Raw genomic sequence first — 17,213 nt, forward strand, 5'->3', positions numbered from 1 at the left:
GAAACCAGCATGGAGGGGCCGAATGTCGAGTCTGCGTCGCGGGGACCGTGGCGGAGCAGTCACCGAGATCCGGGCAGCGTTGGGCGCGTTAGGTCTGATCGACAACCCTGACGAGGACCTGAGCACCGGTAGGCATGTTGCGCTCGACGCTTTCGACGACGAGCTCGACCGTGCCGTCCGCGCATTTCAGCAGCACCGTGGCCTTCTGGTGGACGGAATCGTCGGGGAAGCCACGTATCGCGCCCTGCGCGAGGCCTCATACCGGCTCGGTGCGCGGACGCTGACCCATCAGTTCGGTGCGCCCATGTACGGCGACGATGTGGCCACCCTGCAGGCTCGCCTGCAGGACCTCGGTTTCTACACCGGCATGGTCGACGGGCATTTCGGCCTGCAGACCCACAACGCGTTGTCCTCGTATCAGCGCGAGTACGGGCTGTACCCCGACGGCATCTGTGGTCCGGAAACCTTGCGCTCGTTGTACTTCCTGGGTTCGCGGGTGACCGGTGGGTCGCCGCACGCGATCCGGGAAGAGGAGCTGGTGCGCCGCTCCGGTCCGCAACTGTCCGGTAAGCACGTCATCATCGATCCGGGCCGCGGCGGAGCAGACCACGGCATGATCATGCACGGGCCCGACGGTCCGATCAGCGAAGCAGACATCTTGTGGGACTTGGCAAGTCGGCTAGAAGGCCGGATGACGGCCATCGGCATGGAGACGTTCATCTCCCGGCCGGCCAACCGCAGTCCGATGGACCCCGAACGTGCCGCCACCGCCAACAGGGTGGGCGCCGATCTGATGATCAGCCTGCGCTGTGAGAGCCAGCGCTCCCCCTCCGCCAATGGGGTGGCCTCGTTCCACTTCGGCAATTCGCACGGCTCGGTGTCAACCATCGGCCGCAACCTTGCCGACTTCATTCAGCGGGAAGTCGTGGCGCGCACCGGGTTACGCGACTGCCGGTCCCACGGCCGGACCTGGGATCTACTGCGCCTGACCCGCATGCCCACCGTCCAGGTCGACATCGGGTACATCACCAATCCGCACGATCGCGGCCTGCTGCTGTCCACCCACACCCGCGATGCGATCGCCGAAGGCATCCTGGCCGCCGTCAAACGGCTCTACCTGCTGGGCAAGAACGACAGGCCCACAGGAACTTTCACATTCGCAGAGTTGTTGGCGCATGAACTGTCGGTCGAACAGGCCAGCCGCGGCGCGTGAGCGCCTGTTCGGCTTGAGGGCGTGAGCGCCTGTTCGGCTTGAGGGCGTGAGCGCCTGTTCGGCTTGAGGGCGTGAGCGCCCGTTCGGCTTGAGGGCGTGAGCGCCCGTGCATTCTTCAGTCCAGCAATGAGTTTCATGACCCACGTCGGCCCGACCATCAGCCGTTCCGAGATGAGTCGCGGGTGATCCAGAGCAGCATGGCAGCTGTCCGCCGGTGTGCCTAGCGTGGCACACCTCGGCCTCTGCGCCCGAGAATACCGACATGCCAAGATGATTCACGCAAAAGGCGTTGCGGAATGCGGCGCGCAGCCGGGCGATCACGGCACACACGAAGTGCGTGACCAGTCCGACGTTCGCGGGGAATCCCACGTCTGGAGAGTGCAGCACCCGCGGAACACCAGTCCTGTCCAAGAATCAGGCCTACCGCTTCGCCGGAACGGTCGGGTGCGGCGGATTCCTCGAGATATGCGAGCTCGACCGGCCACAGAACACTGTTGCCGGTCGCCTCAAAGCTGTTCTCAAAATCACGATCAGCTTGTCGGCCAGTTTGGTGAACATGCACGACATGTGCCTGCCACGCGCGGACACTTCTGCCTTCGTCAACGGACGTGCATGGTCTCTCCGAATGTCGACGACGCCCCTCAGTCACGAGCTGGCAAACCATGGATTCGGCGAGGCGATGAGTCGGCTCTTCCCCGGTTGTACAGGAGGCCCGCCCGATAAGTGCGGTCTGACGGCGCATTGCGTTCTTCACCGGTTATTTGAGCTGTTGACATTGGTGAAATCTGTTGGCACTGCGGAGTATTGCTGTCGATAGACCGCCATGCCGCCCCGGCTAAGGCGTACTCGCAACCCATGAGTGCCTGTGCGCATTCGCACGTCCTCCCCCGGACCAACACAGTCATCCAGGCGAAGCAATCACGGCACTCTCATCGATTCACCGACGATCCCGTTTCCGGCCATGGCATTCGTGCGAGCCAGCCAGCAGATCGGCGTGAGCGGGTGGCCGATTTCTACTGTGGGCCGGCCTTTTTGGCGCCGACACCGGCTCCGGGCATTCCGGCACCGATCGGCATCTCCATCTGAGCGCGCTCCAACAACCGCTCGAGTGCGGCCTCCACCTCGGCCTTCCAACCGAGCCCCTTGTCCAATTCCAGGCGCAGACGTGGGAAGTACGGGTGCGGAGCCACCACGGTAAAGCCGACGTCTTCAAGAAAATCCGATGTCAGCATGCACTCGTCAACAGAGCAGTCCCCCAGCACCGCCACCACCCGGGACAACTCCTCGGGCAACTTGCCGGAGTTGGCCATCTCGGTCACGGCCGAGGTGTAGCCGAACGCTTCCAGTGCCCGAACTCCGCGCCGCACCAGATCATTCACCACCGCGGCGAGCAGACTCTGCGACAACAGTTCACGGTCCTCAGCACAATCCACCCCGACCGCGGTCAAGAGGATCGCGTCGGCGCTCACCGGAGCGGTCGGGAAAAGCCGCGCCCGCGGTACTGCGCCCGGAGGCGCGTAGAACGCAAACCCGAGACAGGGATCGTCGATGACCGCCGGCGCGGTCCAATCATCACCCGTGGCCCGCCCGCCCTGGCCGGCTGGGGCCATATCGATGCCGGCGCCGGTGCCTCGGTCTCCCCCGGCATCGGGCTCTTCTTCTGGTGCGTCGCCCCGTGCGGTCACCGCGAGCTGACCGCACGACCCCCACTCGAGCATCACCATCGAGAGCCAGGCTTCTTTTTCGAATTCGGGATCAGCCAGGTGATCCTCATCCACCGTGGACGGGTCGACTTCCCAGAACACACAACGCCGAGCATGCTTCGGCAGCTGCTCGAAGCCCTCGAGCCGAAGCGGCGTGATACGTGCTGTCACTGAGGTCCCTGGCTTTCACACTTTGTGCGTGGCTGCCCCTCAAGGATAGGAGAGTCCGCCGGAGCCGGTTCACTGTGCCCTGGAATTCTCATCGGGTTCCGCCTCTGAAGTGAAATGCTATGTCGCACAGTTGCATTGCGCTATGTGGCGCTTGCAACTGCCGGCTTTGATCACTGATGTGTCACAGTGACGGAACAACCTGGTGTCCTTGGTCGTGGGTTGTCAGTGGTCTTCGGCGCTCATAATTTCGACAATGCGCTGTAGGTCGTCGACCGACCCGAACTCGACCACGATCTTGCCTTTTCGTTTGCCGAGGCTCACGGTGACCCGCGTATCGAAGGCTGACGAGAGCCGCTCAGCAACGTCCTGCAGACCCGGCATCTGGATCGGCTTGCGCCGGGGTGCCGGCGGTGTGGTGTTGCCGTCGCGGTTGGCCAGCGTCACGGCCTCCTCGGTGGCCCGCACCGACATGCCTTCGGCAACGATCCGGGCAGCCAGCTCCTCCTGCTTCTCCGCTCCCCCCTCGAGGGCGAGCAGTGCCCGGGCGTGGCCCGCGGACAGCACACCGGCCGCCACGCGTCGCTGCACCGCGATCGGCAGTCGCAGCAGCCGGATCATGTTGGAGATCAATGGCCGTGAGCGACCGATCCGAGCTGCCAGTTCATCGTGGGTGACTTCGAATTCGTCGAGCAGCTGCTGATAGGCCGCTGCCTCTTCGAGCGGGTTGAGTTGTACGCGGTGGATGTTCTCGAGCAGCGCATCGCGCAGCATGCTGTCATCGCCGGTCTCGCGAACGATCGCGGGAATGGCCTCAAGGCCGGCCTGCTGGGCAGCCCGCCAGCGCCGCTCCCCCATCACCAGCTGGTAATGGGATTCACCGTTTTCCTCGACTTCGCGGACCACGATCGGCTGCATCAATCCGAACTCGCGGATCGAGTGCACCAGCTCGTTGAGCGCCTCTTCGTCGAACACCTGGCGAGGCTGACGCGGATTGGGCTGGATCAGGTTGGGATCGATCTCGCGGTACGTCGCGCCGACTTCACCGGCGGTGAGGACCGGGTCGGACCCGTCCGCAGCAGAAGGCGTCGTGGAGTTCACCGTCGTCCCCCCGCCGCCCGCGGTGGATGACGGACCGAGCAGCACGTCGGCCGCCGTCGCGCCGATCCTGGGGCTCAGGGCATCCGTACCGTCCTCAGCTGGACCGGTCGGAATGAGGGCTGCGAGTCCCCTGCCCAGGCCACTCCGCTTCCGTGCCGGCTGATTCATGGTCGTCTCCTGCTCATCGCTGCCATCCGCTGTCTGTCTACTGGCTGGTGGTTACTGGGCGCCTGCTGCGCGGGGCGGAGCCCCACGCTCCGCGATCTCACGGCTCGCATCGAGATAACTCAGCGCCCCGCGGGAACCCGGATCGTAATCGAGGATCGTCATCCCGTATCCGGGAGCTTCCGACACCTTGACGCTGCGCGGGATGACCGTGCGCAACACCTTGTCTCCGAAGTGCTCTCGCACATCTTCGGCAACCTGATCCGCCAGCTTGGTCCGTCCGTCGTACATCGTGAGTATGACCGTGGACACCGACAGCTCGGGGTTGAGATGTGCTTTCACCATCTCGATATTGCGGAGCAGCTGCCCCACACCTTCCAGCGCGTAGTACTCACACTGAATCGGGATCAGCACCTCGGGAGCCGCCACCAGAGCGTTGATGGTGAGCAACCCGAGGGACGGAGGGCAGTCGATGAACACGTAGTCGAAGTTGTGGTTGGCGAGGGCCGCAAGCGCCGACCGCAACCGGCCCTCGCGAGCCACCATGCTGACCAACTCGATCTCCGCGCCGGCGAGATCGATCGTCGCCGGGATACAGAACAGCCGATCGCTGTGGGGGCTCTGCTGAAGGGCTTCCTCCACCGGGATGTCTCCGATGAGCACCTCGTACGAGGACGGAGTCCCGGGCCGGTGCTCGATACCCAGTGCCGTGCTCGCGTTGCCCTGCGGATCCAGATCGATCACCAACGTGCGCAATCCCTGAAGGGCGAGAGCCGCGGCCACGTTCACCGCGGTCGTCGTCTTGCCGACGCCGCCCTTCTGGTTGGCGATCGTGAACACCCGTTGGCGCGCCGGCCGGGGAAGTTGCCCGTGCGAGGTGTGTAGGACGCGCGTCGCCTGCTCCGCCTCCGCCGCGATCGGGGTGTCCATGCTGGCGTCCGTGGTCCACGGGGTACCGCCGTTGTTGTTCCATGTTTCACGTGAAACCGTTTCACGTGAAACGGCGCGCGCAGCACCCGCCCCAGCGGCTGCCTGCCGATCAGAACCCATCCTCATCTCCTGCCCGATCTCCCCCGCGACCCGGAGGCTCTGCCTATTGACCGGCTGCCCGGTTTGACCGTCCCGCGTCGCACGGCGACGACGGTTACGGGCGGGTTCAAATAGTTCACGCCACATCTCACCACCCTGGCATCGACCGCACCCAGGGAAGCCATCACACGCCGGTGCTCTTCGATCTCAGCCTCGGCCCGCTCACCTTTGAGGGCGAGCATCCTTCCGTCCACACGCAGAAGGGGCATGCTCCACCGCGTCAACTTGTCCAGCGAGGCGACCGCCCGTGACGTCACCGCGTCCAGATCACCCACAGATGCACGAACCTCGGTGTCCTCCGCGCGACCGCGGACCACCGCCACATCAAGTCCCAACTCATCGATCGCCTCACGGAGGAACTCGCTGCGTCGGAGCAACGGCTCAATCAACGTGACGTGGACGTCGGGGCGCGCCAGGGCCAACGGGATTCCCGGGAGGCCGGCGCCGCTGCCAATGTCGGCGATGCGCTCGTCGGGAGCCAAGAGCTCTCCGAGAGCCGAGCTATTCAGAATGTGTCGATCCCAGAGGCGGTCCACTTCGCGCGGACCGATCAAACCCCACTCGACACCGGCACCGGCCAGAATCGCCGCGTACCGTTCGGCGGTCTCCAGACGATCTCCGAAGACCCTCGCCGCGGCCTCCGGTGCCGCGGGGACCGGTCCATGTTTCACGTGAAACATCCTCCGCACTCCCTACGGCACCGTCGCCGCAATCGAACTACACCTTTGTAACTAAAACTCAGCCCAGCAGAACGACGACGCGTCGCGACGGCTCCACGCCCTCGCTCTCGCTGCGGACCCCATCGACCGCGGCCACTGCGTCGTGAACGATCTTCCGCTCGAACGGAGTCATGGGAGCAAGTTCCTCGCGCTCACCTGACTCCAGCACGCGACGGGCCACCTTGTCACCCAAAGCCGCGAGTTCGTCACGACGACGACGACGCCACCGCGCGATATCGAGCATCAGCCGGCTGCGCTCACCCGTCTTCTGGTGCACGGCCAGCCGGGTCAGCTCCTGCAGCGCATCGAGCACCTCACCCTTGCGACCCACCAGCTTGTTCAGATCGCCGCCGCCGTCGATGCTCACCACCGCCCGGTCCCCTTCGACATCGAGATCGATGTCGCCGTCGAAGTCCAAGAGGTCGAGCAGCTCCTCGAGATAGTCGCCGGCGATCTCGCCTTCGGCGACCAGTCGCTCCTCCAAGTCCTCCTCGCTCTTCGGCGCGGACTGGATGTCCTCCTCCAGCTCGGCGCCGGGCTCGGTCGTCTGTGCGTCCGTCATATCCGTCTTCTCCCTACTCGTAGCCAGTGTGAGAACTGGTCACCGTTTCCGCTTCTTCGGGCGGGCACCGGGCTTGGGCGTGCGATTCACGCTCGGCCCTGCCGATCCACCAGCCGCGTCCTTCTGGGCTTCCTTCGGCGCTTCGTCGACGTCCGCCTCGACGTCCGCCGGATCGCCCGCCTCAGCCGGGGCACCTGTGTCGGGCTTGCGCCCCCGCTTCGGTTTCGCTCCCGGGGCGGGCGCGTTCGCCGATCGGCGTTCCAGCGCCTCTGCCTTCTTGGCTTCTTCTTCTTTCTCGATCATCCCGAACACATAGTGCTGCTGACCGTAAGTCCAGATGTTGTTGGACAACCAGTACATGATCACGGCCAGCGGCAGGAACGGTCCGCCGACGACCACACCGAGCGGGAACACATAGAGCGCGAGCTTGTTCATCATCGCGGTCTGCGGGTTGGCGGCAGCCTCCACGCTCTGGCGCGCCACCGAGGCCCGGCTGTTGAAGTGCGTCGCGACGCCGGCGAGGATCATGATCGGCACGCCGACCGCCACCACAGCCAACCGGTTGAACTCCGTGAACGCCTCGAGCCCGTGCTGTTGGATCATCGTCGCGCCGAGCGGGGCGCCGAACAGGTTCGCGTCGAGGAAGTGGCCGACGTCGGTCGCGCTGAAGACATAGTTCGCCAGGCTGCGGTTCTCCTCCACCGACAAGCCCAGTCGACCGATACCTGTCTGCGTCCGGTTGAAGGACATCAGCACGTGGTACAGCCCCAGGAACACCGGAACCTGCGCCAGCATCGGGAGACACCCGAGGATGGGATTGAACCCGTGTTCGCGCTGCAGCTTCTGCATCTCCAGCGCCATCCGCTGGCGGTCCTTGCCGTACTTCTTCTGCAGCGCCTTGATCTGCGGCTGCAGTTCCTGCATCTGCCGCGTGGTGCGGATCTGCTTGACGAAAGGCTTGTAGAGGATCGCACGCAGGGTGAACACCAGGAACATCACCGACAGCGCCCAGGCGAAGAAGTTCTCGGGGCCGAGCAGGAAGGCGAACGCCTTGTACCAAACCCACATGATCGCCGACACCGGGTAATAGATGATGTCCAGGCTGAACCAGTTAAACACGCGACTTGCTCTCCCCTCGCTTCGCTGGGGTCTCCCAGACAAGGTTTTCGCCGGCGGCTATTTCGCCAGAGACGGTCTCATCACGGCTGGCGGACTCGTGATCGTGCGGACACCGGTCCGGGATGGGGTCCCATCCGCCCGGGTGCCACGGTCCACATTTCAGCAGTCGGATCAATGTCAGCCAACCGCCGCGGAACAAGCCGTATTCGGTGAGGGCGTCGACCGCGTACTGACTGCAGGTCGGCATGAAGCGACACGACGGCAGTCGTAGCGGAGAGATGGTGTGACGGTAGAGCTGGATCAGGAAGATCGCACCGCGGGCAGCACCGGCACCCGCTCTCCGGATCATGGTGACGTCCCGCGCCGCGCCTCAAGGCGCTCGAGAGCGCGTTGCAACTGCTGCTCCAACCGCGATGACGGCGCATCTCCGCTGCCCGCGCGTGCCCGGATGACCACCAGATCGGTGGCATCCAGTTGCGGAATCACGGTACGAGCGACATGACGCAGCCGGCGCGACACCCGGTGACGTTCGACGGCGTTGCCGACGGCTTTGGACACGATCAAGCCGACCCGCGGGCCGGTGGCGTCCGTCCCTTCGTGTAGCGCGTGTACGACAACATCAGGTTGAACCGCACGCACCCCACGACTGACGGTGGCACTGAACTCCGCGGATCGCCTCATCCGGTATCGAGCCGGAAGCACCAGCGTCAAATCCTGCCGGAAAGCCGAAGTATCACGCAGTAAGTGCGCGACGGCCCTTGCTACGGCGGTTGGCGACGATGGCGCGGCCGGCGCGCGTGCGCATCCGCAGCCGGAACCCATGCACGCGCGCACGGCGGCGGTTGTTGGGCTGGTAGGTCCGCTTGCCCTTGGCCACGGCAATCTCTCCTTGTTCCGTTTGGCAACCGCGCCCGCCGACACCGAAATGTCGCCAAGAACACGGTCACCGTGCAAGCTCGGTTTAAGCTCGTCCGTCGTGCTTTACTAACCGGCGCATTCTCCGGAACCTCCCGGGCGCAGCCGTATCGCCACGTGCGGGCGACTGCTCGAGGGTACTGATGAGATTTCCCTCGGTCAAACCTGCGCCGAACCGCCTCGATCGGCGGCATTCGATGTTGCAGAACTGTTGGCACATCGAGAGAAAACTGTTAGCTTCTGGCAATGCCGTTCCGAGCCTGGGCCGGCCCCGGACAATAAGATCGAGGACGTCGCTCCGCCGCAAGCCTCGCAGCTTTGTGACAAAGCCGGCTACGACGCCCATACAACAGACACAGAGCGACGACGACTGTCCTTTCTCCACAAGCTGTGGATAAATATGTGGACAGTTCGTCATCGTTCTTTTTGGTCGTCACCGGGTCGACCTCGAAGCGCCTCAAAGGGGGAAACGGTCGTTGACAGCGGACCCCGACCCACCATTCGTCGCCGTCTGGAACAGCGTCGTCGCCGAGCTCAACGGCGACCGCGACCCCGAGTCCGGTCTCACGGGTGATTCAGCCGCACCGCAGCTGACCCCTCAGCAAAGGGCTTGGCTCAAGCTGGTGGAGCCCCTGGTCATCGCCGAGGGGTTTGCTCTGCTTTCGGTCCCCACCACGTTCGTCCAGAACGAGATCGAGCGTCACCTGCGCGAGCCCATCATCAACGCGCTCAGTCGCAAACTCGGTCAGCGGGTCGAGCTCGGAGTGCGCATCGCGACTCCATCCAAGGTGCCCGACGATTCCCCCGCCGAAACCGCGGCCGCCACCGAAACCAGCTCCGCGTCGGCGGAACCCTCCGCCGACTCCGACGAGATCGACGACGACCGTGCGGCCAAGGTGAGTGCCGAGGAGACGTGGCCCACCTACTTCAGCAGTCCGCAGCGTGACTCGACCGTCGGCGACGACAACGCGGTCAACCTCAACCGGCGCTATACCTTCGACACCTTCGTCATCGGTGCGTCCAACCGCTTCGCGCACGCCGCCACGCTCGCGATCGCGGAGGCGCCCGCCCGGGCCTACAACCCGTTGTTCATCTGGGGCGAATCGGGCCTCGGCAAGACGCATCTGCTGCACGCGGCCGGAAACTATGCGCAGCGTCTCTTCCCTGGCATGCGCGTGAAGTACGTCTCCACAGAGGAATTCACGAACGACTTCATCAATTCCCTGCGTGACGACCGTAAGGCCTCGTTCAAGCGGAGCTACCGCGACATCGACATCCTGCTGGTCGACGACATCCAGTTCATCGAAGGCAAGGAAGGTATCCAGGAAGAGTTCTTCCATACCTTCAACACCCTGCACAACGCCAACAAGCAGATCGTCATCTCCTCGGATCGGCCGCCCAAGCAGCTGGCCACCCTCGAGGACCGGCTGCGTACCCGCTTCGAGTGGGGTCTGATCACCGACGTTCAGCCGCCCGAGCTCGAGACACGCATCGCGATCCTGCGCAAGAAGGCTCAGATGGATCGCCTGGACGTGCCGGATGACGTCCTGGAGCTCATCGCCAGCAGCATCGAACGGAACATCCGCGAGCTCGAGGGTGCGCTGATCCGGGTCACCGCGTTCGCCTCGCTCAACAAGACGCGGATCGACAAGTCTCTGGCCGAGGTCGTGTTGCGGGATCTCATCGCAGACGCCACGACCATGCAGATCAGTACCGCAGCGATCATGGCTGCCACGGCCGAGTACTTCGAGACCACCGTCGAGGAGCTGCGTGGGCCCGGTAAGACCCGCGCGCTGGCGCAGTCCCGCCAGATCGCCATGTACCTGTGCCGCGAGCTCACCGACCTGTCCCTGCCGAAGATCGGCCAGGCGTTCGGGCGTGATCACACCACGGTCATGTACGCCGAGAAGAAGATCCGCGGCGAGATGGCCGAACGGCGTGAGGTTTTCGACCACGTGAAGGAACTCACCACGCGGATTCGCCAGCGCGCCAAGCGCTGAGTCGCCCGGTATCTCTGCCTTTCCCCCTCGCGATCACGCTCGAGGTGGCCGGACGCTGCCCGCGAAACGGCACGGAACGGCCCGCGGAATCCGTCGATCGCTGCTCGCGCGTCTCACATCATGGACGCGTCAGCCGCGTCCGGCGAAAAATCTTGTAACAACTTTCGCCTCTTTGCGCCTCACAGGTCACAGCTGACCGCTGTGGAAAGTGCTGTGCACAACCTGCGGGCAAACCACGGGATGAATGACAAAATCATCCACACGATGGCATCTGTCCACACTCGAGCGCCGGTCCGTCCCCCGGTCTCCACAGTGCACTCACAGCGCGACACACCGATGGGGCTGGGCAAACACCCGTTCATCCCCAGTTTTCACAGGCCCTAATACTGTTACTCAAATATCTTCTAAAGGTTCTTTCTAGAAGAAGGGGGTTGGGGACACCGCACGAACCGGACGTCTGAACGGTCCGCCGAGCACGAGCCCGCCCCCATGTCACCCCGATCGATTAGCTTTCAAGTTGATGCGGAAAGCTCTACGGTGGTTCATCGACAGCGGTTTCCAGCTTTGTCATTCAGCGTCACGCTGTGTGGCCCGGTTTCGGAAGACGCAGGTAGAGCTCGTTATGGGGATCATCGAAGGGGCGCATAGCACGTGGCGACGACGACGGCTGGGCTGACCGACTTGAAGTTCCGCGTGGTGCGTGAGGACTTCGCGGATGCGGTGGCCTGGGTGGCCCGCAATCTGCCGACCCGGCCCACCATCCCGGTCCTGGCTGGCGTCCTGCTGACCGGCACCGACGACGGTCTGACCATCTCCGGCTTCGACTACGAAGTTTCCGCCGAGGTCCGTGTCAGCGCCGAAATAGCCTCTCCCGGAAGCGTTTTGGTGTCGGGTCGGTTGTTGTCCGACATCACCAAGGCGTTGCCGGCCAAGCCGGTGGAGCTCAGCGTGGAAGGCACCCGGGTCGCGTTGACCTGTGGCAGTGCCCGGTTCTCGTTGCCCACCCTGGCGGTCGAGGACTACCCGGCGCTGCCGGCGCTGCCCGACGAGACCGGCGTGGTGTCATCTGATCTGTTCGCCGAGGCCATCGGTCAGGTCGCGGTCGCGGCGGGGCGCGATGACACGCTGCCCATGCTGACCGGTATCCGGGTCGAGATCTCCGGTGAATCAGTGGTTTTGGCGGCAACGGACCGGTTCCGGCTCGCGGTGCGCGAGTTGACCTGGGAAACCAGCGCCACCGACGTCGAAGCCGCAGTCCTGGTCCCGGCGAAGACCCTGGCCGAGGCGGCCAAGGCGGGCACCGACGGCAACCAGGTGCACCTGTCGCTCGGGTCCGGAGCCGCGGTCGGCAAGGAAGGCCTGCTCGGTATTCGCAGTAACGGCAAGCGCAGCACCACGCGCCTGCTCGATGCCGAATTCCCGAAGTTCCGGCAGCTGCTGCCCAGTGAGCACACCGCCGTGGCCACGATCGGGGTGGCCGAGCTCACCGAGGCCATCAAGCGTGTGGCGCTGGTGGCCGACCGGGGTGCCCAGATCCGGATGGAGTTCGGCGACGACGTGCTGCGGCTGTCGGCCGGCGCCGATGACGTGGGCCGGGCCGAGGAAGATCTGCCGGTCGAGTTCGCCGGGGACCCGCTGACCATCGCGTTCAACCCCACCTACCTGACCGATGGGTTGAGCTCACTGCATTCCGATCGCGTGACTTTCGGTTTCACCACGCCGAGCCGGCCCGCGGTGTTGCGGCCGACGGGCGAGGATGGTGGTACGGGTGGATCGGGTCCGTTCCCGGCCGCCAAGACCGATTACGTCTATCTGTTGATGCCGGTACGCCTCCCCGGCTGACCGGCTCGGGTGAGAGAGGGCGCACATGCAACTGGGGTTAGTCGGCCTGGGCAAGATGGGCTTCAACATGCGCGAGCGCCTGCGCACCGGTGGCCATGAGGTGATCGGATATGACCCGCGTCCGGAAGTGAGTGACGTGGCCGGCCTGGCCGATCTCGCTGCCGCGCTCGAGACGCCGCGGGTGGTCTGGGTGATGGTGCCGTCGGGCACCGTCACTCACCAGACCATCGTCGCCCTCGCCGATGTGCTCGGTCCGGGTGATCTGGTGATCGACGGCGGCAACTCGCGCTACACCGAGGATGGCCCGCACGCGAAGTTGTTGGGCGACAAGGGAATCAACTTCATCGATGCCGGCGTTTCGGGCGGCGTCTGGGGCCTGCGGGAGGGCTACGGGTTGATGGTCGGCGGCAGCGACGCCGATGTGGCTCGAGCCATGCCGATCTTCGACACGCTGCGTCCGGAGGGTGAGGCGGCCGACGGATTCGTCCATGCCGGCCCTGTCGGCGCGGGTCACTACGCCAAGATGGTGCACAACGGCATCGAATACGGACTGATGCATGCGTACGCCGAGGGATACGAGCTGTTGTCGGCCGAGGAACTGATCACCGATCCCCAGGCGGTGATCCAGGCCTGGACCAACGGCACCGTGGTCAGGTCCTGGCTGCAGCAGCTGATGGCCAAGGCCCTCAAGGAGGATCCCGGCTTCGCCGCCATCAGCGGTTACACCGAGGATTCCGGGGAGGGCCGCTGGACTGTCGAGGAAGCCATCAGTCACCGCGTGCCCATGCCGGTGATCGCGGCGTCGTTGTTCGCCCGGTTCGCCTCGAGACAAGAGGACTCCCCCACCATGAAGGCGGTGTCGGCGTTGCGCAACCAGTTCGGTGGCCACGCGGTACACCGGATCAGCGAGTCCGGTTAGGTGCGAGCACTGTGTATGTCCGTCACCTGGGACTGACCGACTACCGGTCCTGGGCACATGTCGAGCTCGAGCTCGAACCCGGTCGCACCGTATTCGTCGGCCCGAACGGGTTCGGTAAGACGAATCTTGTTGAGGCCCTGTGGTATTGCGCCACCTTGGGTTCTCACCGGGTGGCTTCTGACGCGCCCTTGATCCGGGCCGGCGCGGAGCGCGCGATCGTCTCGAGCATCGTCGTCAACGAAGGCCGGGAACTGGCGGTCGATCTCGAGATCACCAGCGGCCGGGCCAACAAGGCCCGGCTGAACCGGTCGCCGGTGCGTTCACCCCGCGAGATCCTCGGGGTCCTGCGGGCGGTGTTGTTCAGTCCGGAAGACCTGGCGCTGGTCCGGGGGGACCCGGGTGAGCGTCGGCGTTATCTCGATGAGTTGGCGACCACTCGCCGCCCCGCCATCGCGGGTATCCGTGCGGATTACGACAAGGTCGTGCGGCAGCGCACCGCACTTCTGAAAACTGCTGCGGGAGCACGTTATCGAGGTGACCGGAGCGTGCTGGACACGCTCGATGTGTGGGACGGTCACCTCGCCGCGCACGGTGCGGCGTTGGTCGCCGCGCGCATCGCACTGGTCGAGCAGCTGCATCCCGAGGTGCAGAAGGCCTATCAATTGTTGGCGCCGTCCAGTCGGCCCGCCGCCATCCGGTACCGCAGCGGTGTCGAGGCCATCGCCGAGGCACCCGGTCCGGAGACCGTGGAGTTCTACGAAGCCGCACTGCTCGACGCGCTGGCCCGGCGGCGCGATGCAGAGCTGGATCGCGGGGTCTGTCTGGTGGGTCCGCACCGCGACGACCTCGAGCTGTGGCTCGGCGACCAGCCCGCGAAAGGCTTTGCCAGCCACGGTGAATCGTGGTCGATGGCATTGGCACTGCGGCTGGGCGCCTACGAATTACTGCGTTCGGACGGTGTCGATCCGGTGCTGTTGCTCGACGATGTCTTCGCCGAGCTCGATACCGCGCGCCGGCAGGCACTGGCCGCGGTGGCCGGCGAAGCCGAGCAGGTCCTGGTGACCGCGGCGGTTGGCGAGGACATCCCGCAGGACTGGGCGGTCGATCGTGTGGAGATCAGGATGACCGAGGGCGACCAGGGACGGATATCGGTGGTACAGGCATGACGAACGACCCGGCGGAATCCCGCGACCCCGCGCCTGCGGTCTCACCCGACGAACTCACCCGGACGCGCGGAATGGATTTGGTGCGCCGGACTCTCGAAGAGGCTCGAGGTGCGGCCCGCAGCCAGGGCAAGGATGTCGGCCGGGGCCGCAGCGCCCCGGTGCGGCGGGTGGCCGGCAACGCGGGACGACGCCGCAGCTGGTCGGGGCCGGGGCCCGACGTTCGCGATCCGCAACTGCTCGGAACTGCCACCCGGGACCTCGCCAAGGTCCGCGGCTGGTCCTCGAAGGTGGCCGAGGGTTCAGTGTTCGGTCGCTGGCGCGTCGTGGTCGGAGACCAGATCGCCGACCATGCCGACCCGACCGGCCTGGACGAAGGTGTGCTGACCGTCTCGGCGGAATCCACGGCGTGGGCCACCCAGCTTCGGATGGTGCAATCCCAGCTCCTGGCCAAGATCGCCGCCGCGGTCGGTGACGGCGTGGTGACCTCGCTGAAGATCGTCGGGCCGGTCGGCCCGTCGTGGCGGAAGGGCCGGTATCACATCGCGGGCCGCGGTCCCCGCGACACCTACGGCTAGCACTGCGCTGAGAACGCCGAGACGCGCGAATTGGATCTTCTCAAGCGTCCGGAGGCACCGATGCCCGAGAAATTCCGCGCACGGCGCAGTTAGATAGGTGGAAACGCCGCTACAGAGTCGGCCCTGTACGTGTCGCCCGGTAGACTGTGGCGAGATCTGCAGGGCGGTGACGTAACCGCCTCCCGCGAACCCCAAGGAGACGCGTCCGACGTGGCTGCCCAGAATCAGTATGGTGCCGACTCGATCAAAGTGCTGGAAGGGCTCGAAGCCGTTCGTAAACGCCCCGGCATGTATATCGGCTCCACCGGTGAACGTGGCCTGCACCATCTTGTCTGGGAGGTCGTCGACAACGCGGTAGACGAGGCGATGGCCGGCTTCGCGACCAAGGTCGACGTCCGAATCCTCGAGGATGGCGGAGTCCAGGTCACCGACGACGGGCGTGGCATTCCGGTCGCCATGCACTCCACCGGTATCCCGACCATCGACGTGGTCATGACGGTGCTGCACGCGGGCGGCAAGTTCGAAGAAGGCGCCTACCAGGTGTCCGGCGGCCTGCACGGCGTCGGCGTCTCGGTGGTGAACGCACTGTCCACGCGGCTGGAAGCCGATGTGCGCACCGACGGCCACGAGTGGTTCCAGACGTATGACAACTCCGTGCCCGGAACCCTGCGCAAGGGTGAGAAGACGAAGGAGACCGGCACCACGATCCGGTTCTGGGCGGATCCGAACGTCTTCGAGACCACGGTCTACGACTTCGAGACCATCGCGCGGCGGTTGCAGGAGATGGCATTCCTGAACAAGGGCCTGACCATCGAGCTCACCGACGAGCGGGTGACTCAGGCCGAGGTGGTCGACGAGGTGGTCGCCGACACCGCGGCCGCCCCCAAGTCGGCGGAGGAGACGGCAGCCGAGGCGGCCGCGCCGCACAAGGTGAAGCACCGCACCTTCCACTACCCCGGCGGTCTGGTCGACTTCGTCAAGCACATCAACCGCACCAAGACCTCGATCCAGCCCAGCGTCATCGACTTCGACGGCAAGGGCCCCGGTCACGAGGTCGAGGTCGCGATGCAGTGGAACGCCGGCTACTCCGAATCGGTGCACACGTTCGCCAACACGATCAACACTCACGAGGGCGGTACCCACGAGGAAGGTTTCCGCTCGGCGCTGACCACCGTGGTGAACAAATACGCCAAGGACAAGAAGCTGCTGAAGGAGAAGGATCCGAACCTCACCGGCGATGACATCCGCGAGGGATTGGCCGCGGTCATCTCCGTGAAAGTGGCACAACCGCAGTTCGAGGGTCAGACCAAGACCAAGCTCGGGAACACCGAGGTCAAGTCGTTCGTCCAGAAGATCTGCAACGAGCAGCTCACCCACTGGTTCGAGGCCAATCCGGCCGAAGCCAAAACTGTTGTGAACAAGGCAGTTTCGTCAGCACAGGCCCGTATCGCCGCACGCAAGGCCCGCGAACTGGTCCGCCGTAAGAGTGCCACCGACATCGGCGGCCTGCCCGGCAAGCTGGCCGACTGCCGCTCCACCGATCCGACGAAGTCCGAACTGTATGTGGTGGAGGGCGATTCGGCCGGCGGCTCGGCCAAGAGCGGCCGGGACTCGATGTTCCAGGCCATCCTGCCGCTGCGCGGCAAGATCATCAACGTCGAAAAGGCCCGCATCGACCGGGTTTTGAAGAACACCGAAGTCCAGGCCATCATCACCGCCCTGGGAACCGGCATCCACGACGAGTTCGACCTCAGCAAGCTGCGGTATCACAAGATCGTGTTGATGGCCGACGCCGATGTCGACGGCCAGCACATCTCGACCCTGCTGCTGACCCTGCTGTTCCGCTTCATGAAACCGCTGGTCGAGCACGGCCACATCTTCCTGGCCCAGCCGCCGCTGTACAAGCTCAAGTGGCAGCGTCAGGAACCGGAGTTCGCCTACTCAGACCGCGAGCGGG

16 protein-coding genes are annotated in these 17,213 nt (G+C 64.9%); 7 read left to right on the forward strand and 9 right to left on the reverse strand.

What is annotated here, in order from left to right; genetic code table 11:
- Nucleotides 1–22: 22 nt before the first annotated feature.
- Nucleotides 23–1,213: an N-acetylmuramoyl-L-alanine amidase gene (locus tag H977_RS0118600; protein ID WP_029109269.1), complete on the forward strand. Its 1,191-nt coding sequence runs from the start codon at nucleotides 23–25 to the stop codon at nucleotides 1,211–1,213.
- A gap of 1,013 nt (nucleotides 1,214–2,226) precedes the next feature.
- On the opposite strand, the gene H977_RS0118605 is transcribed toward H977_RS0118600, so the two are convergent.
- The 9 genes from H977_RS0118605 to rpmH form a co-directional block, all read right to left on the reverse strand.
- A complete protein-coding gene (locus tag H977_RS0118605) occupies nucleotides 2,227–3,087 on the reverse strand; it encodes a hypothetical protein (RefSeq protein ID WP_029109270.1) in 861 nt (286 codons plus the stop codon).
- A 222-nt stretch (nucleotides 3,088–3,309) separates the two neighbouring features.
- Nucleotides 3,310–4,353 carry a ParB/RepB/Spo0J family partition protein gene (locus H977_RS0118610; protein ID WP_029109271.1) on the reverse strand — a complete coding sequence of 348 codons (1,044 nt, stop codon included), beginning with the start codon at nucleotides 4,351–4,353 and terminating at the stop codon, nucleotides 3,310–3,312.
- A gap of 51 nt (nucleotides 4,354–4,404) precedes the next feature.
- The gene (locus H977_RS0118615; protein WP_029109272.1) at nucleotides 4,405–5,400 is read right to left on the reverse strand and encodes a ParA family protein; all 996 of its coding nucleotides are present in this window, start codon (nucleotides 5,398–5,400) and stop codon (nucleotides 4,405–4,407) included.
- 2 nt (nucleotides 5,401–5,402) lie between these two features.
- On the reverse strand, nucleotides 5,403–6,119 hold the full coding sequence (gene rsmG, locus H977_RS0118620; protein ID WP_029109273.1) for a 16S rRNA (guanine(527)-N(7))-methyltransferase RsmG: 717 nt from the start codon (nucleotides 6,117–6,119) through the stop codon (nucleotides 5,403–5,405).
- Nucleotides 6,120–6,177: 58 nt separating this feature from the next.
- Nucleotides 6,178–6,720 (reverse strand): Jag family protein, encoded by a 543-nt coding sequence (locus H977_RS0118625; protein WP_029109274.1) that lies wholly within the window; start codon nucleotides 6,718–6,720, stop codon nucleotides 6,178–6,180.
- Between the two features lie 39 nt (nucleotides 6,721–6,759).
- Nucleotides 6,760–7,788 carry a membrane protein insertase YidC gene (gene yidC, locus H977_RS0118630; protein ID WP_231396001.1) on the reverse strand — a complete coding sequence of 343 codons (1,029 nt, stop codon included), beginning with the start codon at nucleotides 7,786–7,788 and terminating at the stop codon, nucleotides 6,760–6,762.
- 43 nt (nucleotides 7,789–7,831) lie between these two features.
- Complete coding sequence (gene yidD, locus H977_RS0118635) at nucleotides 7,832–8,188, reverse strand: membrane protein insertion efficiency factor YidD (protein WP_029109276.1); 357 nt, start codon at nucleotides 8,186–8,188, stop codon at nucleotides 7,832–7,834.
- On the reverse strand, nucleotides 8,185–8,541 hold the full coding sequence (gene rnpA, locus H977_RS0118640; protein ID WP_029109277.1) for a ribonuclease P protein component: 357 nt from the start codon (nucleotides 8,539–8,541) through the stop codon (nucleotides 8,185–8,187). The genes yidD and rnpA overlap by 4 nt, the downstream gene beginning before the upstream one ends.
- A gap of 31 nt (nucleotides 8,542–8,572) precedes the next feature.
- Nucleotides 8,573–8,716, reverse strand: a complete 144-nt coding sequence (gene rpmH / locus H977_RS34920) for a 50S ribosomal protein L34 (RefSeq protein WP_003883350.1) — start codon at nucleotides 8,714–8,716, stop codon at nucleotides 8,573–8,575.
- Nucleotides 8,717–9,230: 514 nt separating this feature from the next.
- Here rpmH and dnaA point away from each other — a divergent pair.
- The 6 genes from dnaA to H977_RS33470 form a co-directional block, all read left to right on the forward strand.
- Nucleotides 9,231–10,754 carry a chromosomal replication initiator protein DnaA gene (gene dnaA / locus H977_RS0118645; protein ID WP_029109278.1) on the forward strand — a complete coding sequence of 508 codons (1,524 nt, stop codon included), beginning with the start codon at nucleotides 9,231–9,233 and terminating at the stop codon, nucleotides 10,752–10,754.
- 651 nt (nucleotides 10,755–11,405) lie between these two features.
- Complete coding sequence (gene dnaN, locus H977_RS0118650) at nucleotides 11,406–12,596, forward strand: DNA polymerase III subunit beta (protein ID WP_029109279.1); 1,191 nt, start codon at nucleotides 11,406–11,408, stop codon at nucleotides 12,594–12,596.
- Nucleotides 12,597–12,621: 25 nt separating this feature from the next.
- A complete protein-coding gene (gene gnd / locus H977_RS0118655; protein WP_029109280.1) occupies nucleotides 12,622–13,515 on the forward strand; it encodes a phosphogluconate dehydrogenase (NAD(+)-dependent, decarboxylating) in 894 nt (297 codons plus the stop codon).
- Nucleotides 13,516–13,526: 11 nt separating this feature from the next.
- On the forward strand, nucleotides 13,527–14,681 hold the full coding sequence (recF, locus tag H977_RS0118660) for a DNA replication/repair protein RecF (protein ID WP_029109281.1): 1,155 nt from the start codon (nucleotides 13,527–13,529) through the stop codon (nucleotides 14,679–14,681).
- Complete coding sequence (locus H977_RS0118665) at nucleotides 14,678–15,256, forward strand: DUF721 family protein (protein ID WP_029109282.1); 579 nt, start codon at nucleotides 14,678–14,680, stop codon at nucleotides 15,254–15,256. Before recF ends, H977_RS0118665 begins: the two co-directional genes overlap by 4 nt.
- A gap of 210 nt (nucleotides 15,257–15,466) precedes the next feature.
- On the forward strand, nucleotides 15,467–17,213 hold a 1,747-nt coding region (locus H977_RS33470; RefSeq protein ID WP_036476355.1), incomplete at its 3' end, for a DNA topoisomerase subunit B.

The sequence above is a fragment of the Mycobacterium sp. URHD0025 genome, assembly GCF_000426065.1.
GTDB lineage: Bacteria > Actinomycetota > Actinomycetes > Mycobacteriales > Mycobacteriaceae > Mycobacterium.